At 66.4% G+C, this 17715-nt stretch carries 9 protein-coding genes; 5 read left to right on the forward strand and 4 right to left on the reverse strand.

What is annotated here, in order from left to right:
* Position 1: 1 nt before the first annotated feature.
* The 4 genes from AB0L57_RS25380 to AB0L57_RS25395 all read left to right on the forward strand — a co-directional run bounded on the left by AB0L57_RS25380 (position 2) and on the right by AB0L57_RS25395 (position 4075).
* Positions 2 to 433: a succinate dehydrogenase hydrophobic membrane anchor subunit gene (locus AB0L57_RS25380; RefSeq protein WP_364966869.1), complete on the forward strand. Its 432-nt coding sequence runs from the start codon at positions 2 to 4 to the stop codon at positions 431 to 433.
* Between the two features lie 13 nt (positions 434 to 446).
* Entirely contained in the window at positions 447 to 2231 is a 1785-nt protein-coding gene (gene sdhA, locus AB0L57_RS25385) for a succinate dehydrogenase flavoprotein subunit (RefSeq protein WP_364966872.1), read from the forward strand.
* Entirely contained in the window at positions 2231 to 3004 is a 774-nt protein-coding gene (locus tag AB0L57_RS25390; RefSeq protein ID WP_364966875.1) for a succinate dehydrogenase iron-sulfur subunit, read from the forward strand. The genes sdhA and AB0L57_RS25390 overlap by 1 nt, the downstream gene beginning before the upstream one ends.
* Positions 3005 to 3190: 186 nt before the next feature.
* The gene (locus AB0L57_RS25395; protein WP_364966878.1) at positions 3191 to 4075 is read left to right on the forward strand and encodes a phenylalanine 4-monooxygenase; all 885 of its coding nucleotides are present in this window, start codon (positions 3191 to 3193) and stop codon (positions 4073 to 4075) included.
* A 5-nt stretch (positions 4076 to 4080) separates the two neighbouring features.
* On the opposite strand, the gene AB0L57_RS25400 is transcribed toward AB0L57_RS25395, so the two are convergent.
* Both AB0L57_RS25400 and AB0L57_RS25405 read right to left on the reverse strand, forming a co-directional pair.
* Complete coding sequence (locus AB0L57_RS25400) at positions 4081 to 4710, reverse strand: TetR family transcriptional regulator (protein ID WP_364966880.1); 630 nt, start codon at positions 4708 to 4710, stop codon at positions 4081 to 4083.
* Entirely contained in the window at positions 4700 to 6271 is a 1572-nt protein-coding gene (locus tag AB0L57_RS25405) for an MFS transporter (protein ID WP_364966882.1), read from the reverse strand. Before AB0L57_RS25405 ends, AB0L57_RS25400 begins: the two co-directional genes overlap by 11 nt.
* Positions 6272 to 6417: 146 nt before the next feature.
* Between AB0L57_RS25405 and AB0L57_RS25410 the strand changes: the two genes are divergently transcribed.
* The gene (locus AB0L57_RS25410) at positions 6418 to 7725 is read left to right on the forward strand and encodes a serine hydrolase (protein ID WP_364966885.1); all 1308 of its coding nucleotides are present in this window, start codon (positions 6418 to 6420) and stop codon (positions 7723 to 7725) included.
* Positions 7726 to 7796: 71 nt separating this feature from the next.
* Here the strand turns inward: AB0L57_RS25410 and AB0L57_RS25415 are convergent, their stop codons facing one another.
* Positions 7797 to 9212 (reverse strand): ADP-ribosylglycohydrolase family protein, encoded by a 1416-nt coding sequence (locus AB0L57_RS25415; protein WP_364966887.1) that lies wholly within the window; start codon positions 9210 to 9212, stop codon positions 7797 to 7799.
* The gene (locus AB0L57_RS25420; protein WP_364966890.1) at positions 9209 to 17713 is read right to left on the reverse strand and encodes a toxin glutamine deamidase domain-containing protein; all 8505 of its coding nucleotides are present in this window, start codon (positions 17711 to 17713) and stop codon (positions 9209 to 9211) included. The genes AB0L57_RS25415 and AB0L57_RS25420 overlap by 4 nt, the downstream gene beginning before the upstream one ends.
* Between the last annotated feature and the right edge of the window lie 2 nt (positions 17714 to 17715).

The following is a 17715-nucleotide window of genomic DNA, read 5'->3' on the forward strand; positions in this document are numbered from 1 at the left end:
TATGACCGCACCTGTTATCGGCAAGTCCTACGATCGCCCCGCCAGCCTCGACGCACCGCGCTCGCCGCGGCGGACCTCCGGCAACAACTTCGAGAAGTACGCCTGGTTGTTCATGCGCTTCTCCGGCCTGCTGCTGGTCGTGCTGGTGCTGGGCCACATGACGATCATGCTGATGCTCGACGGCGGCGTGAAGCGACTGAACTTCGGCTTCGTGGCCGGCCGCTGGGCGAGCCCGTTCTGGCAGTTCTGGGATCTGACCATGCTCTGGCTGGCCCAGCTGCACGGCGGCAATGGCCTGCGCACCGTCATCGACGACTACTCCCGCAAGGACTCCACCCGCTTCTGGCTGAAGACCCTGCTGGTCGTCGCGATGATCCTGATCATGGGCGTGGGCAGCTACGTCATCTTCACCTTCGACCCCAACATCAGTTAGGAACGCCTCCGCGATGAGTGAATCTCGACCGGTTCAGGAGCACCGCTACGACGTGGTCATCGTCGGTGCCGGCGGCGCGGGGATGCGTGCGGCGATCGAGGCCGGCCCCCGGGCGCGCACTGCTGTGCTGACCAAGCTGTACCCGACGCGCAGCCACACCGGCGCCGCCCAGGGCGGTATGTGCGCCGCGCTGGCCAACGTCGAAGAAGACAACTGGGAATGGCACACCTTCGACACCGTCAAGGGTGGTGACTACCTGGTCGACCAGGACGCCGCGGAGATCATGGCCAAAGAGGCCATCGACGCCGTGCTCGATCTGGAGAAGATGGGCTTGCCGTTCAACCGGACGCCCGAGGGCAAGATCGACCAGCGCCGTTTCGGTGGCCACACCCGCGACCATGGCAAGGCCCCCGTACGCCGCGCGTGCTACGCCGCCGACCGCACCGGCCACATGATCCTGCAGACGCTCTACCAGAACTGCGTCAAGCACGACGTCGAGTTCTACAACGAGTTCTACGTGCTGGACCTGGTGATGAGCGAGACCGATCGCGGTCCGGTCGCCACCGGCGTGGTCGCCTACGAGCTGGCCACCGGTGAGATCCACGTCTTCCACGCGAAGTCGATCATCTTCGCCACCGGCGGTTCCGGCCGCATGTACAAGACCACCTCCAACGCGCACACGCTGACCGGTGACGGTATGGCGATCGTGTTCCGCAAGGGCCTGCCGCTGGAGGACATGGAGTTCCACCAGTTCCATCCGACAGGCCTGGCCGGTCTGGGCATTCTGATCTCCGAGGCCGTCCGCGGTGAGGGCGGCATCCTGCGCAACGCCTCCGGTGAACGCTTCATGGAGCGCTACGCCCCCACCATCAAGGACCTCGCGCCTCGCGACATCGTGGCGCGGTCGATGGTCAAGGAGGTCCTCGAGGGTCGCGGTGGCGGCCCGAACAAGGACTACGTCTTCATCGACGTGACCCACCTCGGCGAGGACGTGCTCGAGGAGAAGCTGCCCGACATCACCGAGTTCTCCCGCACCTACCTGGGCGTGGACCCGGTGCAGGAGCCGGTGCCGGTCATGCCGACCTGTCACTACGTGATGGGTGGTATCCCGACCCGCATCCGCGGCGAGGTACTGCGCAACAACACCGACGTGGTCCCCGGCCTGTACGCCGCCGGTGAGTGCGCCTGCGTGTCGGTGCACGGCTCGAACCGCCTGGGCACCAACTCGCTGCTGGACATCAACGTGTTCGGCCGCCGCTCGGGTATCGCCGCCGCGGAATACGCCGACCGCACCGAATTCGTCGAGCTGCCGGACAACCCGGCGCAGATGGTGCAGGACTGGCTGACGCTGCTGCTGAGCGACCACGGCAGCGAGCGCGTCGCCGACATCCGCACCGACCTGCAGGTCACCATGGATGCCAACGCGGCGGTGTTCCGCACCGAGGAGACCCTCAAGACGGCGCTGACCGATATCCACGCACTCAAGGAGCGCTACCAGCACATCACCGTGCAGGACAAGGGCAAGCGCTACAACAGCGATCTGCTCGAGGCCGTCGAACTCGGCTTCCTGCTGGAGCTGGCCGAGGTCACCGTCGTGGGTGCGCTCAACCGCAAGGAATCGCGCGGCGGCCACGCCCGCGAGGACTACCCCGACCGCGACGACGTCAACTTCATGCGCCACACCATGGCGTACAAGCAGGTCGAAGAAGGTAAGCCGGCGGAGCTGATCGCCGATATCCAGCTCGACTTCAAGCCGGTCGTGCAGACCCGTTACGAGCCGATGGAGCGTAAGTACTGATGACTGCTGTAGCCGAAGCCCCCGCCGGGCAGAAGCCCGCCCCGGTGCCGGACGGGTCGACCATGGTGACCGTCAAGATCGCCCGGTTCAACCCCGAGGACGACAAGGGCGCGCATTGGGATTCGTTCCAGGTGCCGGTGCTGCCTACCGACCGGTTCCTGAACGTGCTCATGTACATCAAGTCCTATCTGGACGGCACGCTCACCTTCCGGCGCTCGTGCGCGCACGGCGTCTGCGGTTCCGATGCCATGCGGATCAACGGCGTCAACCGGCTGGCGTGCAAGGTGCTCATGCGCGACATGCTGCCCAAGAACGGCAAGGAGCTCACCGTCACCGTCGAGCCGATCCGCGGCCTGCCCGTGGAGAAGGACCTCGTGGTGAACATGGAGCCGTTCTTCGACGCGTTCCGCGCGGTGAAGCCGTACCTGATCACCTCGGGCAACGCGCCGACCCGCGAGCGTATCCAGTCCCAGACCGACCGGCACCGCTTCGATGACACCACCAAGTGCATCCTGTGTGCCTGCTGCACCACCTCGTGCCCGGTCTACTGGAACGACGGCAGCTACTTCGGCCCGGCCGCGATCGTGAACGCGCACCGCTTCATCTTCGACAGCCGTGACGAGGGCGCCCGCGAGCGCCTCGACATCCTCAACGACGTCGAGGGCGTGTGGCGCTGCCGCACCACCTTCAACTGCACCGACGCGTGCCCTCGTGGCATCGAGGTCACCAAGGCCATCCAGGAAGTCAAGCGAGCGCTGCTGTTCGCCCGCTGATTCCGGCCCGCAGTTCGAATCCCGAGAGCCGCCCGCACCGATCCGGTGCGGGCGGCTCTCGCATATGTGCAGGTAAAGGCTGTGGCACAGCCTTGTGGCAACCCATCCCACGGCCACAACTAGGCAATTTGTCCAGTTTGCTCGGGGTTTGTTGTCGGTTCGGGTCGGTGGTGCTTGCCTGGAGGCATGTTCAGCGAAGGTCAGTTGTACTCGCCGGTCACCACGGGTGACGACGGCGATGTGACGGTGCATCTGAGTGACGAGCATCCGGGCGTGCACGATCCGGAGTACCGGCAACGGCGCAACGCGATCGCGGCACTGGCGCTCGACTACCGGGCGGGTGAGCCGCTGCCGCGGATCGACTACACCGAGTCCGAACAGCAGGTGTGGCGGATCGTGTCCGCCGAACTGCTGCGCAGGCATCGGGAGTACGCCTGCGCGGAGGTACTGGCCGCCGAACAGCGCCTGGGGTTACCCGTCGATCACATTCCGCAGTTGGCCGAGGTGACGGCGAAACTGGTACCGCTCAGCGGTTTTCGTTACGCGCCGGCGGCCGGGCTGGTGCCGCTGCGGCGGTTTTTCGGCTCCTTCGCCGATCGGACCTTCCACTCCACCCAGTACATCCGCCATCATTCCGCCCCGCTCTACACACCGGAGCCGGATGCGATCCACGAAATCATCGGGCACGCCAATCAATTGGCCTCACCACGATTCGCGGCGGTCTACGCCGAGGTGGGCGCGGCGGTGGCGCGATTGGAGACCGAGGCGGCGCTGAAGTTCCTCGCCGACGTGTTCTGGTTCTCGATGGAATTCGGCGTGCTGCGCGAAGCAGGCGAAATCCGTTGTTACGGTGCGGGTCTGCTGTCGTCCTTCGGTGAGATCGCGGAGTTCCGTGACGCGAATCTGCGGCCGTTGGACATTCACGAGATGGGCACCGCGACCTACGACATCACCCACTATCAGCCGACGCTGTACTGCGCGGAGTCGATCTCGCACATCGAGGATGTGATCGGGGAGTTCTTCTCGACCATGACCGACGACACCGTCACCGCGCATCTGACCGCCCGCTGACCGGCTCAGGACGGCTCGACCGGCCCCAGCGGCATTCCGGCTTCCATGAATTCGACGATGCGATCCACCTTCGCCAGATCCAGGCCCTCGCGTCCGAACGCGGTCATCATGGCGCCGATCATCGCCCCGGAGAAAGCGCGCACCTCGAAATCGTCCGGGGGGCGGCCGATTCGCCGCGCGAGCAGCCCGGCGATCAGATCCACATTGCGCTCGGTCTCCTGCATGATCACGCTGCGCAGTTCCGGCTCGTTGTAGATCAGCCGCATCCGATCCTGTTCGAACTGCCAGTCCTGTGGGTCCAGCGCCGCGAAGGTGTCGTGCATGGCCTTACGGAACGCGGCCAGCGGGGCCAGCTCCGCGGGCTGGGATTCGATGGCGTGGATCATGATCGGATCCAGATCATCGGCCAGCACCAGCTGTTCCTTGGACGGGAAGTAGCGGAAGAAGGTGCTCGGTGAGATATCGGCGGCCTCGGCGATCTGATCGATCGTGGTCGACGAATACCCCTGCTGCCCGAAGAGTTTCAACGCTTCGGTGCGAATGGTGCGGCGAGTGCGAAGCTTCTTGCGTTCACGCAGGCCCATCCGGGGCGAGGCCGCTCCCGGATGGGCCTGTGTCTTCGAATCAGCCGACATGTACCGATTGTCCCGCATCCACGTCCGGAGCCGGTGCCGCCTCCCCGCGCCGGGTGAAGATAGCGGCGAGCAGGGCGGCCAGCACACACACCGCGGCGCACAACCACAGCATCGCGCCCATACCGGAGACGAAGGCCGACTGCACCTGCTCGAGCATGCCCGAATCACCGGTCGCCCGGGCCGTCGCGACTCCCGCGTTCACACCGTCGGAGATCGGCTCGTGGTTGTAGGAGCCCAGATCGGCGCGGTATTGCGTGGCCAGTACGGTCCCGAGCACCGCGACGCCGATGGTGCCGCCGGCCTGGCGCAGCGCCTGCAGCAGCGCCGAGCCCGATCCGGCCCGCTCGGCGCTGAGCTCACCCATCGCCATCCCCATACCGGCCGGCATGACGATGCCCATGGCGAAGCCGAGGATGGTCGTCCAGGCGGCGGTGTAGCCGTAGCCGCTGCCGACCTGGATCATCGCCCCCATCGCCAGTCCGGCGCCGAGGATCAGGAAACCGGCGGTGAGCACCACCCGCGCGCCCAGTTTCGGCAGCAGCTTGTCGACCGCGCGCGTTCCCACCACGATCCCGCCGATCAGGGGCAGCAACCGCAGGCCGCTGCCGAGGGTGTCGACCCCGAGCACCGCCTGGAAGTACTGCGGAACCGTGAAGAACATCCCGAACATAGCGAAGTTGACGAACACCGAATACGCGGTGCCCCAGGCGAATCCGCGCTTGGCGAACAATCCCACATCGACCAGCGGATGCGCGGCCCGGCGCTGCCATCCGGCGAACCCGGCCAGCAGCACGGCCCCGGCGGCCACCGCCGACCAGGCCGTACCGTCACCCCAGCCCTGTTCGCCGAACCGGATGAATCCGTAGGTGAAGCCCAGCATGCCCGCGGCCGACAGCACCACACCCAGCAGATCGATCCGAGATGTGCTGTCTCCGCGCGTCTCCGGCACCAGCATCAAGACCGCGATCACCCCCACGATCACCAGCGGCACATTGATCAGGAACACCGAGCCCCACCAGAAGTGCTGCAGCAGCCAGCCGCCCACGATCGGCCCCAGCGGCAGCCCGAGGGCGGTCGAGCTCACCCAGATCGTCAGTGCGCGTTGACGTTCGGCCTGATCCGGGAAGAGGCTGGGCAGCACCGCCATGGACAGTGGCATCATCGCGGCGGCCGCGACACCCAGAACGGCACGCGCCGCGATCAGCATTCCCGCCGAGGTCGCCAGCGCGCACCACAGTGAGGCACCACCGAAGATCACCAGTGCGCCGAGCAGGAACTTCTTGCGGCCGTACCGATCACCCAGCGCACCGGCGGGCAGCATCAGCGCTGCCAGCGCCAGCGTGTAGGCGGTGGTGAACCATTGCAGCGCACCGGTATTCGCGTGCAGATCGATGGCCATGGTGGGCAGGGCCACCACGAGCACGGTGGTGTCCAGACCGATCGTGAGCATCGCGAGCCCCAGCGCGCCGAGGGCGAGCCAGCGCGCGGCACCGGCCGACGCGTCGGCCTCACCTCGTGTCGTCGCTCGCTCCGCCGTGCCGCCGGGCGGTGCAGACGTCATTCGCGATCCCCGCAAGTTCATGACATGTCCGTTCAGTTGGATGTTTCTACTTTTTGATAGTAACCCTCATTTGCATGTCTCTGTCAATGATCGGCTCGGAGAGGCGTCGCGGCACGATCTACGAAATCCGCATAAGCTGCATGTCGATGAACACCCGCACGTCCCGCAGCGACCGTCCTTTCCAACTCCGCTCCCTGGCGGCCGCCGTAGTCGCGGCCGGGCTGCTCGGCGCCACGACGGTCACCGGATTGGGGGTCGCCGGCGCGGCCCCGGTCACCACCTCCACGCCTTTCACCACGCCGAACACCGATTCGTGCCCGAACAAGACGGTGCCGCCGCCACCGATCGACACCTCGGAGGTCCCTCAACCAGGCGAAACGGCCCCTGGTCCGCTGCCGATCCCGGAGAATCCGATCGGCGGCGACAAGCTCGGCTCGTGCGGGGTCGTGCTGCCGCAGGGCGCTCCCCCGGTCCCCGCCGACATCTCCGCGACGGCCTGGATCGTCGCCGACCTCGACACCGGCAAGGTGCTGGCCGCGAAGGATCCGCACGGCCGCTACCGGCCGGCCTCCACCATCAAGACCCTGCTGGCCGCGGTCGCGCTACCGGCCCTGGACCCACATCAGGTGGTGACCGGCACCCAGGACGACGCGAACGCCGACGGCACCCGCGTGGGTATCGGCCCCGGCGGGCGCTACACCAACGAACAGCTCTTCCACGCACTGCTGATGTGCTCGGGCAATGACGCGGCACACGCCATCGCCGCCCAGCTCGGCGGCGACGCGGCCACCGTCGCGAAGATGAACGCGATGGCAAAACAGTTGCAGGCCATGGACACTCGCGCCGCCACCCCCTCCGGCCTGGACGGCCCCGGAATGAGCACCTCGGCCTTCGATCTGGCGGCGATCTTCCGGCACGACATGCAGAACCCGACCTTCGCCGACATCATCCACACCGAGCAGTACGACTTCCCCGGGTTCCCCGCCGATCCGAAGATCCCCGACGACAAGGACCACCCCGGCTTCCCCATCGCCAACGACAACCGCCTGCTCTACGACTACCCCGGCGACCTGGGCGGTAAGACCGGCTTCACCGACGACGCCCGCCAGACCTTCGTCACCGGCGCCGAGCGCAACGGCCACCGCCTGGTGGTCACCCTGCTCAAGGCCGACGTCCTGCCCATTCGCCCCCCGGAACAGGCCGCCCGCCTCCTCGACTACGCCTTCGCCCTGCCCGCGGGCGCGAACATCGGCTCCCTGCCCGACGCGAACGTCAAAGAAGACAACACCAACGTGGCCCTGGCCTCCCCACCGTCCCAGGACAACCCCACGGCCGCGAACCCGTCCCCGCCGCACAACAGCAGCAATCTGCGCACGGTGGGAATCATCGGCGGATTCGTGCTGGTGATCGGGCTGGGATTGTTCGGGTGGTCACGTATGGGACGGTCGCGGTAGGGCTCGTCCGGCGCGGAACCGCGTACCGCACACGTGGCTGGAAGGCAATCTCACGCCAACCGGGCAGGTGGTCACGTAGGCGGGAAGCGGCGCAGCCATTCCTCGTCGACGAGCACGTCACGAAGTTCGGTGGCGAGGTGCTGGGCGAGGGTATCGAGGGTGGGTGCCGAATCCATCGGGTCGAGGAAGACTCGGGGGACGGACTGGATTCCGTACTCCGCGCCGAGCAGCATTCCGGTGGCGGCAGCGGCACCGTTTCGATGGGTGGCGTAGTTCAAGGCCATCAGCAACCCCTCGCGCAGATAGTCGCTGGCCATAGCGCAATAGAGGGCGATCCCCAGGGTCTCGGCACCGTCCGCACCGCCGTCCGGGAAGTATCTGCGCAGCTTGTTCACCCCCGTCGGCGACCGCTCGTCCTGGACCAGGATCAGGCCACGGTTGACCATCACCCGGGTCTTCTTGTGATCGGGTCTGCGCACCAGTTCGTCGAACGCGGCGGACAGGCACTCCATGAACGGGCGGTCGCGAATCTGTTGGTGCAGGATCACCGCCAGCACACCGGCAGCGAGATAGTCGTCAGGGTGCGGATGGGTCAGCGCGGCAATGGCAATCGCGAGGTCGAAGGTTTCCGTCAGATCTTCCGACCACACCGCGGCGAGAGCTGCGCGGACCAGAACATCGCCACCGCGGGCCGTGCCTCGTGGATCAGTGGGGGTCGACCGGATTCCGGTGGCGGCAAAACCGAGCAATGTATCGGCAATTTCGACATCCGCGTGCCCTGTTTCGCTGATACCGCGCAACCGAAAATCTTCCGCGACAATTCCGTCGGGGTAATCATTTACAGCTGCGTCCGGGGCATAAATTCCGCCGTAATGGCTCCACTCAGCAACCACTCCAATCTGTTCGCGGTCACGGCGAGTGAAATACAACCACCGTTGAAACCCATGCTGAACAGCTGAAATTGGGTCCACTGGATTACCTACGCGTCGCGCGCCACTGGCACGAACGAGCCCTTCGGCAGTGTAGGCCATCAGCTGCGTGACTTCGGTGAGCACCGGCCGTTTATACGGGAGGTAGTCGATCAGCGGACTTTCATCCCCGATCCCGATCCCCGTATACCAGGGATACGTCCGCAACCCACCGCCGTTGCACGACCACGCAAACGCATCACCGACCGCGGCGGACACCAGCGCACCGCGTATCCGTTCGCCCCCGGTCGCCGGCCGCAGCCTCCCGATGCCACCCGGACGACTCGCGGAAATTTCATCCGAACGGGTACCGAAGTCCACCTCGGCCTTCGCGGGCGCCTCGATATCGACGTGATGCTGATTGTAATCACTGCCTTCGACAGCGCGGCTCTCCGGCCGAAATTCCGCCTGGTCTCGCCACCGCCTCGACCAGTCGTGATGCCAAAACCCAATTTTGACGTTTCGCCTATCTTTTTCTGCCGAAGGCCAGCTGTTGAGGTCGATTTTCGGATCTCTCATCGCAATTCCTTATGGATCTTTTTGACACCGTGCCAGGCAACTTTGCCCTCGGGCTCCAGAAAGACTCTCTTTCCCGGCCACATCAGATCGCGAGACTCCCCCGGCGACAAGTCATCCGGCCGACCGAGCACGGAAATTTCCAGCGGCGTAGGGAAGTTCGAGTCCCCCACCACAAATCGCGACATAATTTCGTCCGCCTTCTCCAGAACGCCTTCGAGCTCGCCGATTCTCGGAGTTCTCTCATGTTCCGGAAGGTGCGCTTGCTCCTGCTGCAGCTGCTGCAGCTCGAGCCGCATTCTGCTGATCTCTCGATTCAGATTGGGCCGAACATCGGCGCATGCCTGCTGCTGGATTCGGAATTCGAAACCCTGCCTGGCCCAGGCATAGCTTCCGACATCAATATTTGCCCGCAACATCACTTCTTCCACCCCCGACCGCCCATACCACCCGAAAAGAACCTCGTGGAATTCTCCAGCAAACCCCGAACCTTGAACATTCTCATCGAGAGTGAATTTGACATGCTCGGCGATGATGTGACCGTCGGTGTTGGAAAACGATCTACTCGCGTATCCGACCTGATTTCCATCCTCGTCGTACACCTTGAAGGTCATGTTCAATTTACCCGAATTGCCGGATACGGTATCGACGGAGGCGCGTAGTCCGCCGTACTCGCCGTCGAGAGCCTGCCGCGCCAGCGGCAGTACCCGTGCTTCATCCACCGGCAGACCGGACGGGGGAAACAGATCCCGCAGCCGCGGCTCGGGCTCGGCGGGACGGCCGAGCGGGTCGCTACGGTCAGCCTCCGGCTCCGATCCGGTGTGCTCACCATCGTGGCCATGTTCGGGCCGACTCCCCTCCGCCCCGTCCGTATGCGGAACGTCGTCTCTTTCCCCAATTTCTCCGCGATCGCCGCGCTGCGCCGGCCGCGGTTCGGACGTTTCAGACGGGTGATCCATGCCGCCACGATCCTGCTCGAGGCGACCGACATCCGGGTGGGTCCCATGATCACCGTCGCGAACAGCCGGACGACCGTCTCCACTGGCGGGTTCGTGAGGCCGGTGGTCGCTTCCTTCCCGGCGCGGAGCGCCGTGGCCGACAGGCGGCTCCGGCCGATGTCCTGCGCGGACAGGATCGGGTGGGCCACCGTGCCCGGTTCGAACGACAGGATCCGGCACTCGCGGCTCGTGCCCGATGCCGCGGCCAGGTACCGCTTCATGTCCTCCCGGGTATGAACCGGCGATGGCACTACTCAACTCGCGCAGACTGTTCTCTCCGAAACCCAGATAGTGTTCCGGCGGCAATCCGAGGTGTCGGTGCAGCTGCTTCGCGATCACCTCGGGTGACGTTCCCGGATGCCAATATCCAGGCCTGTCACTCACGTGCATGTGAACATTCGCGACCGTTGGGTCGGGCGTCTGGACCAGGTCGACCAGAACACGATCCCCCGACGCGAGATGGTGCCCCTGATTGAAAGCACGGTCCGTCGCGAATTGCGCGTTGTCCCAAAGGTGATGGAGATGTTCGGGCGGAATGTGCGCGTCGCCCGTGACGTACGCCCGTACCCTGACCACGGTGATCGGCCCACCGGGTGCATTCGGATAACGCCGGACGTCGTAGGAAGGGGTCGGGTTCTCGCGGTGGGCACGCACCGGGATGACCTGATTGTTCTCGGGGTGCTGGCCGCGGTAGTACTCACGAGCTCGCTGCGGCTCGGCGACAGGGTGCGGTGGTACGGGTGATTGCTGTACCGGATCCCGACGGCCCTGCCGTGGATCGTGTCCGCCCGGCGCAGGCACAGAGTCGTGCGGATGCGCCGATACCGGCTGCCGAGAGTCGTACGGGAGCTGGGGACTGTTGTGCGACCGCAGGCGTTCGTCCGGACTACGCGGGATGTTCGCGTTCTCTCGCGGTGGGGCCGGAACCTGTGACCGGTGCGGCGGAACCGGCGCGGGCTGATGTTGCGGACTCTGGGGGTGCGGCCCCTCGCCGTATTGCGGCCGGGAATACGGCGGTACCGGTGGATTCGACAGCGGCGCACGGTGGTCCGGGGAAGGCGCCTGAGCCTGCGGTCGGTGTTCGCGCCCCGCACCGGCAGTCGAATCATCCGGCAGATGCCCGACATCGAGGGGAGGATTCCCCCGATCACCTAGTACTCCACGATCCCCCGCAGCGGCCAGATCCCGATCGCTCGCTGCCGTGCCTCGATCCACGACGCGGCCATCATGTTCATGGTTCCCGGTGGCTGGGCGGTCCGGGTTCGCTTGTCCATCACGAGCAGGTAGTTCGCGGTCGGACGGTCCCCGGTCAGGCACTCGGGCCGGATCTGGTACTCCACTTTGTCCCGGGTGTACCGGCTCAGGGTGAGGCGCAGTCGATTGCGCGGCGGGTAGATCTGGCCGCCGAGCATCCGGGTGCCCTCCGTGATCGCCGACGTGTACCTCTCGGCGACCGTCTGGACCGGCAGACTCGGGAACTCGGTGATCACCCCCGTGCGGGAGTCCAGCACCATCTTCGTCAGGCCGATGTGGCGCCCCTGGTCGATCTCCTCCTGCGACAGGATCGGATAGGCCACCCACCCCAGTTCGAACGGGTACATCCGGTACTTCCGACGTCGCCCCAGCGCCTTCGCCAGATAGCGCTCGGCCTCCTCCTGGTTCCGAATCGGTGTGGGGTGCATAGGGTTTCGCATCCTTTCCCAGTGGTATCGCGTGCAGGCTCGCGGCGTCCTCGACCAGGTGCGGGAACGGCCGGTCGGACGCTTCCCCGGTCAGCGGGTCCCACCACACCGGGCCTTCCGCATCGCGCGGGTAGACCACGATGACACCGTGGCCTTCCTCGATGACCGGACTGCCGTCCGCGTGGTACAGCGGAAGTGTGGTCTCCGGGTCACGAGCGTGGAAGCCGACCGCCACCGCGGCCGATGAGCCCGGGCCGAGCCCGTCGATCAGATCGTGCAGCTCGGTGAAGCCCGCCGGCGGGGACTCTTCGTGGGTGAAGGTCTGCCAATCGGCACCGAGCCAATCGCTGATGCGGTCGATGACACCGATCTCGGGACCGAAGTCGTCGATACTGCCGTCCGGCAGACGATCGGCATGACGCGGGTGCGAAACCTGCGGGTCGCCGTAGAGGCATGACAACCCGGCCATGATGTTGTCGCCACACGAGTTCCGGCGCCCGGGCACCTCCGGTCCACCATCGTTGACCATGCCTCCTGCCTCATGGGTACGAGGGTCGAAGAAGGTGGTGAAGTGATCACCCTCGCGCAGCGCGTTTCGCAGATCCTCCTGGTAGGCAGGGTCTTCGAGCGGTGCCAGTTTGCCGGTGCCGACCTCTCGGGTGTCCGGCAGGCCACGCAGCGGGGAATGTGTGTTCGCCTCGGCGATGCGATCACTCAGGGCCTGAATATCGTCGGCGCTCAAGCCGATTCGCCCGTCGTGATCCGCGGGCAGTCCGAGCTGCTCGCGAATCCGCCCGGCCAGGTCCTCGGGCGACGCCTCGGTGGACCACACCCCGCGTTCCGAGCTGGTGCCGTGCTCGACAATCGCAGAAATGTCGGCGACCGCCGGGTCGCTCACGAACTCGATACTCAGCTTCGGCTGATCCCCCCACGGCAGACGGTGATTCGGGCCGGCGATCTCATCCGCAGCCGCCCGTGCCGCGGTCGCGACCTGCCGCATGTGCTCGTTCTCGACCCCGGGGCGTTGGTCGAGATAGACCTTGACCGACATATCCGAGACCTGCCCGCCGCCGGAATCCTCGGTACGAGTCACTCGCAACGGCGGACCGCCGTCGGTGGGCGGTTCGGTCGGGCGAACGGGCCGCGAGTCTCCCGCATCGGGCGCGGACTCCGAAAGTGGTTGCTGCTCAACGGTGGTGGTCGGCCGGTCCGGATGCGTCGGCGGGGGTGCATCGGCCGGAGCCCGAGGTGGCGTGTCCGGGTGCGGTCCGGGCGGTTCGCTCGGAGCTTCGGGTCGATCCGAATGCGGTGGAACTGGATCGGGACCCCGCTGCTCCGCGGCACCGGCAGGAACCGGCCGGCGCGATGGCGGAGCCTCGTTCGGATGCGGAGGGTCCGCGGGGCGGCTCGGCGCGGCTCCACGCGTCGTCGCGGGCGGAGGTTCCACCGGCCGACCGGGCGCCGCACCGTGGGTCGGCGCAAGGCCGGCTGGACGCGGCGAAGAGGTCGCGCTCGAATGCGCGGGCTCTGCTGGGTGACCCGGCCCATGAGCGGGAGCCGGGCCGGTCCCGTTCATCGGCTGCTGCCACTGTCGCTGCCCACCGAACTGATCGGGCCTCGGAAAATTGCCGGGAGGCACCGGTGAAACCGGTGGTGCCGGCCTGGATTCCGGTGCGCGGAATCGGTTGTCCGGGTAGCCGGTGTCGGTACCGCGGGACTCCGGCGCCCGCCACGGCATTCCGTCGTGGGCATTCCGATACGTCTCGTGGCCGCCGGACGAATTCGACGGTGCCCCAGTCGAATAGGGTCCTACCTCGGACGGCCGTCCTGCTCCCGTTCGATCCGTCGTAGTTCCGAATCGCCCCAGTCCTGCCAGTTCTTCTTCTGCTGTTCGGTAGCCTGCCGGGCGTTCTTCGCGTCCAGCTCGGCCGACCATTTCAGGAGTGCGTCCGTCCGGGCCCGGACCTCGGGGGACACGTTCTCGTCCCGCAGGGTCGGGCCGAGTATCCGCTCCCCCACTCTCCTCAGCTCTTCCCAGTCGATGTCGTCCGAGTTCTCGCTCATCGGGATTCCTTCCCAGATCGGTCAAAACAATGACGTGCTTGTCTTCCCACGGTTCCCTTCCCCGGACGACGGATCGCTCCTGGACATAGAAAGTGTGTCCGGGCGGGAAGAGGACCTCGTTCTGCTGTGCGGTGGCCCAGGAGATGTCCTTTCCATGATGGGATTCGATGATCAGCTCGATATTTCCGCCGGCCGAGACATCTTTGTCGGAGGAACCGAACCCGTGATCGGTCGGCGTCTCACCAACCTCGTACGCCTCCAGGAACATCGACAGCTTGGCGGGATCACTGATCATGATTCCCCGCCGCACGGTGCCGCGATGGTCGGGCAGTTTGTTCAGAGCGCTCACCAGCGCCCGTATCTCGGTATCGGCTTCACGCAGGACCGGCGCCAGGCCCTCGCGAGTCGCGTTGTTGACGCGCTCGCAGACGCTTCCATCCTGGTAAGACCTGATGACAGCGACGTCGGCCGCGTCGAGGCGATAGAGATCCGGATACCTTTCCGCCCCGGCACGGATCGCCCCGACCCCCTCTTGGATTCGCGGGTTGTCGGCCGCATGTCGCCGCGCCGCGTCGTCGTCCCGGAATTTCGGGTTCGCGTGGAACGGCTTCTTCTCGACAGGTAATCTGCCGTCCGGAGTCAGGTGCGGCCCGGGGCCGCTCTCGTCGACGAAGTTGCTCGGATCCCACGAGCTGCCGGGTCGTGCGGCGGACTCGCGCGAGCCACCAGCGTCGTCGTTGCTGTCCCTCGACCAGAACCGAAGTCCCGCGATATCCGGTGGCCGATCGCCGGAGCGAGCACTCTTCGGGGGCTCCTCAGCCCCCTCGCTCAGGCTTGAATCCCGCCCCCGCCCGGCCAGTTCGGGTCGTTGCCCTTCCGAGCCAGGATGCGTCCGGCCACTTTCAACGTCAGCGGGTCGCTCGTTTCGCCCTCCGCTTCGACGGCCGGGCCCGCCTTCTCGATCACCAGTTCCCGGTTCAGTTCCGTCTCGCTGCTCCCGAACCGGTAGGTCACCTCGGTCTCGGTTTCCGCCGTCTTCCGGTAGATCACGTACAGCGCCATCGTCTTCGCCCCATTTCTGGTAGTTCTCGCCGGTGCGCTCGGGGATGTCGCTTTCCCAGTCGGCCTTGGTATTGGCGTGCGCATGGGCCTCGCGGTAGCTGGCATCCGGATGTTCCCGCAGATAAGCGGCTTGGGTCAGCTCATGTTCCAGCAGTGTGATGTCCGCGGGCAGCGGCTCGCCGCGCGAGAGCCGCATCCATGCCTCGGCGATATCGGGATCGGCGTCGAAACGGCGATTCTCGTAACCGACGACAGTGCCCTCGTCGTCGAACACACTGAGTTTGTGCTCGTCCTCGAACAGGTGTTGTTTGGCCTGTTCGATCTCATGCTCACCGAATCCGGTCGAACCATCGGGACGTGTTGCGGTGGAGAGGTTTTCGATCATGTCACGGACATCGGTGTCGGATGCGCGAATGGTGTCGTATGCCTCGCCCGCCCAGGTGTCCTGGGCAGCGATATCGAGCGGATTGCCTGGGCGGGTGGCGCCACCGCTCTGCGATGGGACCGCCGTGGCCTGATCGGCGCTGTCGATGACGCGCTGTCGCTGATCGGTACCGTGCGCCCGCTCCGTAGCGGACGCGGTCTCGCGGCCGGGCCCCGCACTGTCGCGAGTCGGCGCCGCAACATCATTGACCGGTGCCACCACGACCGGCACCGGTTGCGCGGCGGGGTCCGGCTCGGCGGCGGCATCGGGGAATCGATCGGTGCCGGGTGAGCCGGTTCGGTCACGGTCCGAGACCTGCGGCCCGGGTGTGACCGCAGGTGTTCGGTCTCCCGCCGGATGTTCCGGTCCACCGTGCCGGTGGGTTTCCGGGTTCGGGGTGGAATCCCGGCGATCGGTGGACGTACCGGATTCGCTATCCGGTTGGGACGGAGCGGAATCGGGATGCGCATCCGCACCGGGCGCGCGATCACGAGCGGGTCCGTTGTCGGTTCGCGGTTGCTCGGGGCGAGCGGCGGCAGGTTGCGGACGATGAGCAGGGTCCGGCCGTGTTCCGGCATCCGGGCGAATCACCGGGTCAGGCGGGCGCACAGGCGCGGCGTCCGCACGCGGTGCGGATGCCGCGGCGGGTGATTCCGGGTTCCGCCGTTCCGGCACATCGGCACCCGGTGAACGCACCTCCGCCGGTCGGTGTGGTTGAGCGCCGCGATCACCGGACGGGGGTGCGTCGACTCGAGGAGCGCTGTCGGGAGCCGCTCGTCCCGTGGGCATTTGCCGATCACCCGTTGCCGCGCCCGGAGAGCTCGGCTGCGCCGACGCCGCAGCACGATCCGGCACCGGCGATTGCGCCGGCGCGGCGGACCGGTCGGACGCGGGCGCCTGGACGGGAGCCGCCGAACGGTCGGACGCAGCCGCCTGTGAAGACGCAGGCGCGGCAGCACGATCCGACATCGGCGCCGGCCCCGCGGCGGAACGGTCGGAGGGCGGTGTCTGCGCGGGCGTCTGCTGTCCGGATCCGGCGTCCGAACCGGATGGTGACGCGGTGTTCGGCCGTGAATCGGATGCCGGCGCGCGGGTGTCACCGTTCTGGCCGACTTTCGAATCCGGTTGCGAGGTATCGGATTCCTCGTGCCCGGCGGCGGTGGTGGACGCGTGCTCGCTGCCGGTTCCCGGCGGTGCCGCAGGCGCGTCCGCCGCGGCCGGAGTCGTGCCCGATCCGGGGTGTGACTGGTCTGCGGGCTGGGCGCTGTCGGAGGCCGGCGAGGTACCCGCATCCGCGGAGGAGGGGCGTTCCGCCGCCGCATCGGGATGCGTGCCCGGGGTGGGATCACCATGCGTTTGCGGTCCATGCTTGGGAGCACCGCTGGTCAGCCCTCCACCGGCACCGTCGAACAAGGTGTCCGCACTGACGGAGTGGTTCTCGCTGAACGCGACCTGACTCGCCGCGTTCCCGGCGAGGTTCGCCGGTATCTCCGCGACGTTCTTACCGACCAGCTTGGCGACGATACCCGGCTCGACTCCGCTGGCGAGCTTGTCGGCGATGTGATGACCCGCCCCGTCGCTCGCCGGTCCGGAGATCCCACCGGCAAGGGCACCCGACCCCACCGATCCCCACAAGCTTCCCCAATCGAAGCCGCCTTGCCGATGATCGGCGGCAAGCTGAATCCCCTGGGCAGCAGCATCGGTGGCCGCACCGAGACCGGCGCCGACCGCCGCCTGTGTCCCGACGTTGATCGCCAAGCGCGTGCCGAGACGTTTGGCGACGAACAACGCACCCTTGGTCGCGATTTCGGAGAGCAGCTTCTGCACTGCCGCGCGAATGGTCACCTTGACCGCCGCGGCCGTGGCGACCTCGGCGGCCTGCCCGGCGCCGGGCACCCATGACCACGCAGTCATCGCCAACATCACCATCGCCGATATGTAGATGGTGAGTTTGGTGTGCTCGATATCGGTCGCACCGTGCTCGAGCTGCTCGGCGTAACTCTCGCAGACGGTGATGAGGCGTTGCAGGTCGCTGCCGTCGCCGCCCGAGATATCCTGCCAATAGCTCGCCATCGCCTGGTGGGCTTTGCCTTCGACAGCGTCGAGGGCGTCGACCATGGCTTGATCGGCCGGCTTCTGCAGGTCTTTGAGTGCCTTCGCCATCTCCGACCAGTGCCCGGCAGCGCGCCGCATGGCGTCTTCGTCGCCGTCGGGCCAGTGGCCGAAGAGGAAATCCGACAGGTAGGGAATCTGGGGCGGGCGCCACAAAGTCACGC

This window comes from Nocardia sp. NPDC052254 (assembly GCF_040679495.1).
GTDB lineage: Bacteria > Actinomycetota > Actinomycetes > Mycobacteriales > Mycobacteriaceae > Nocardia.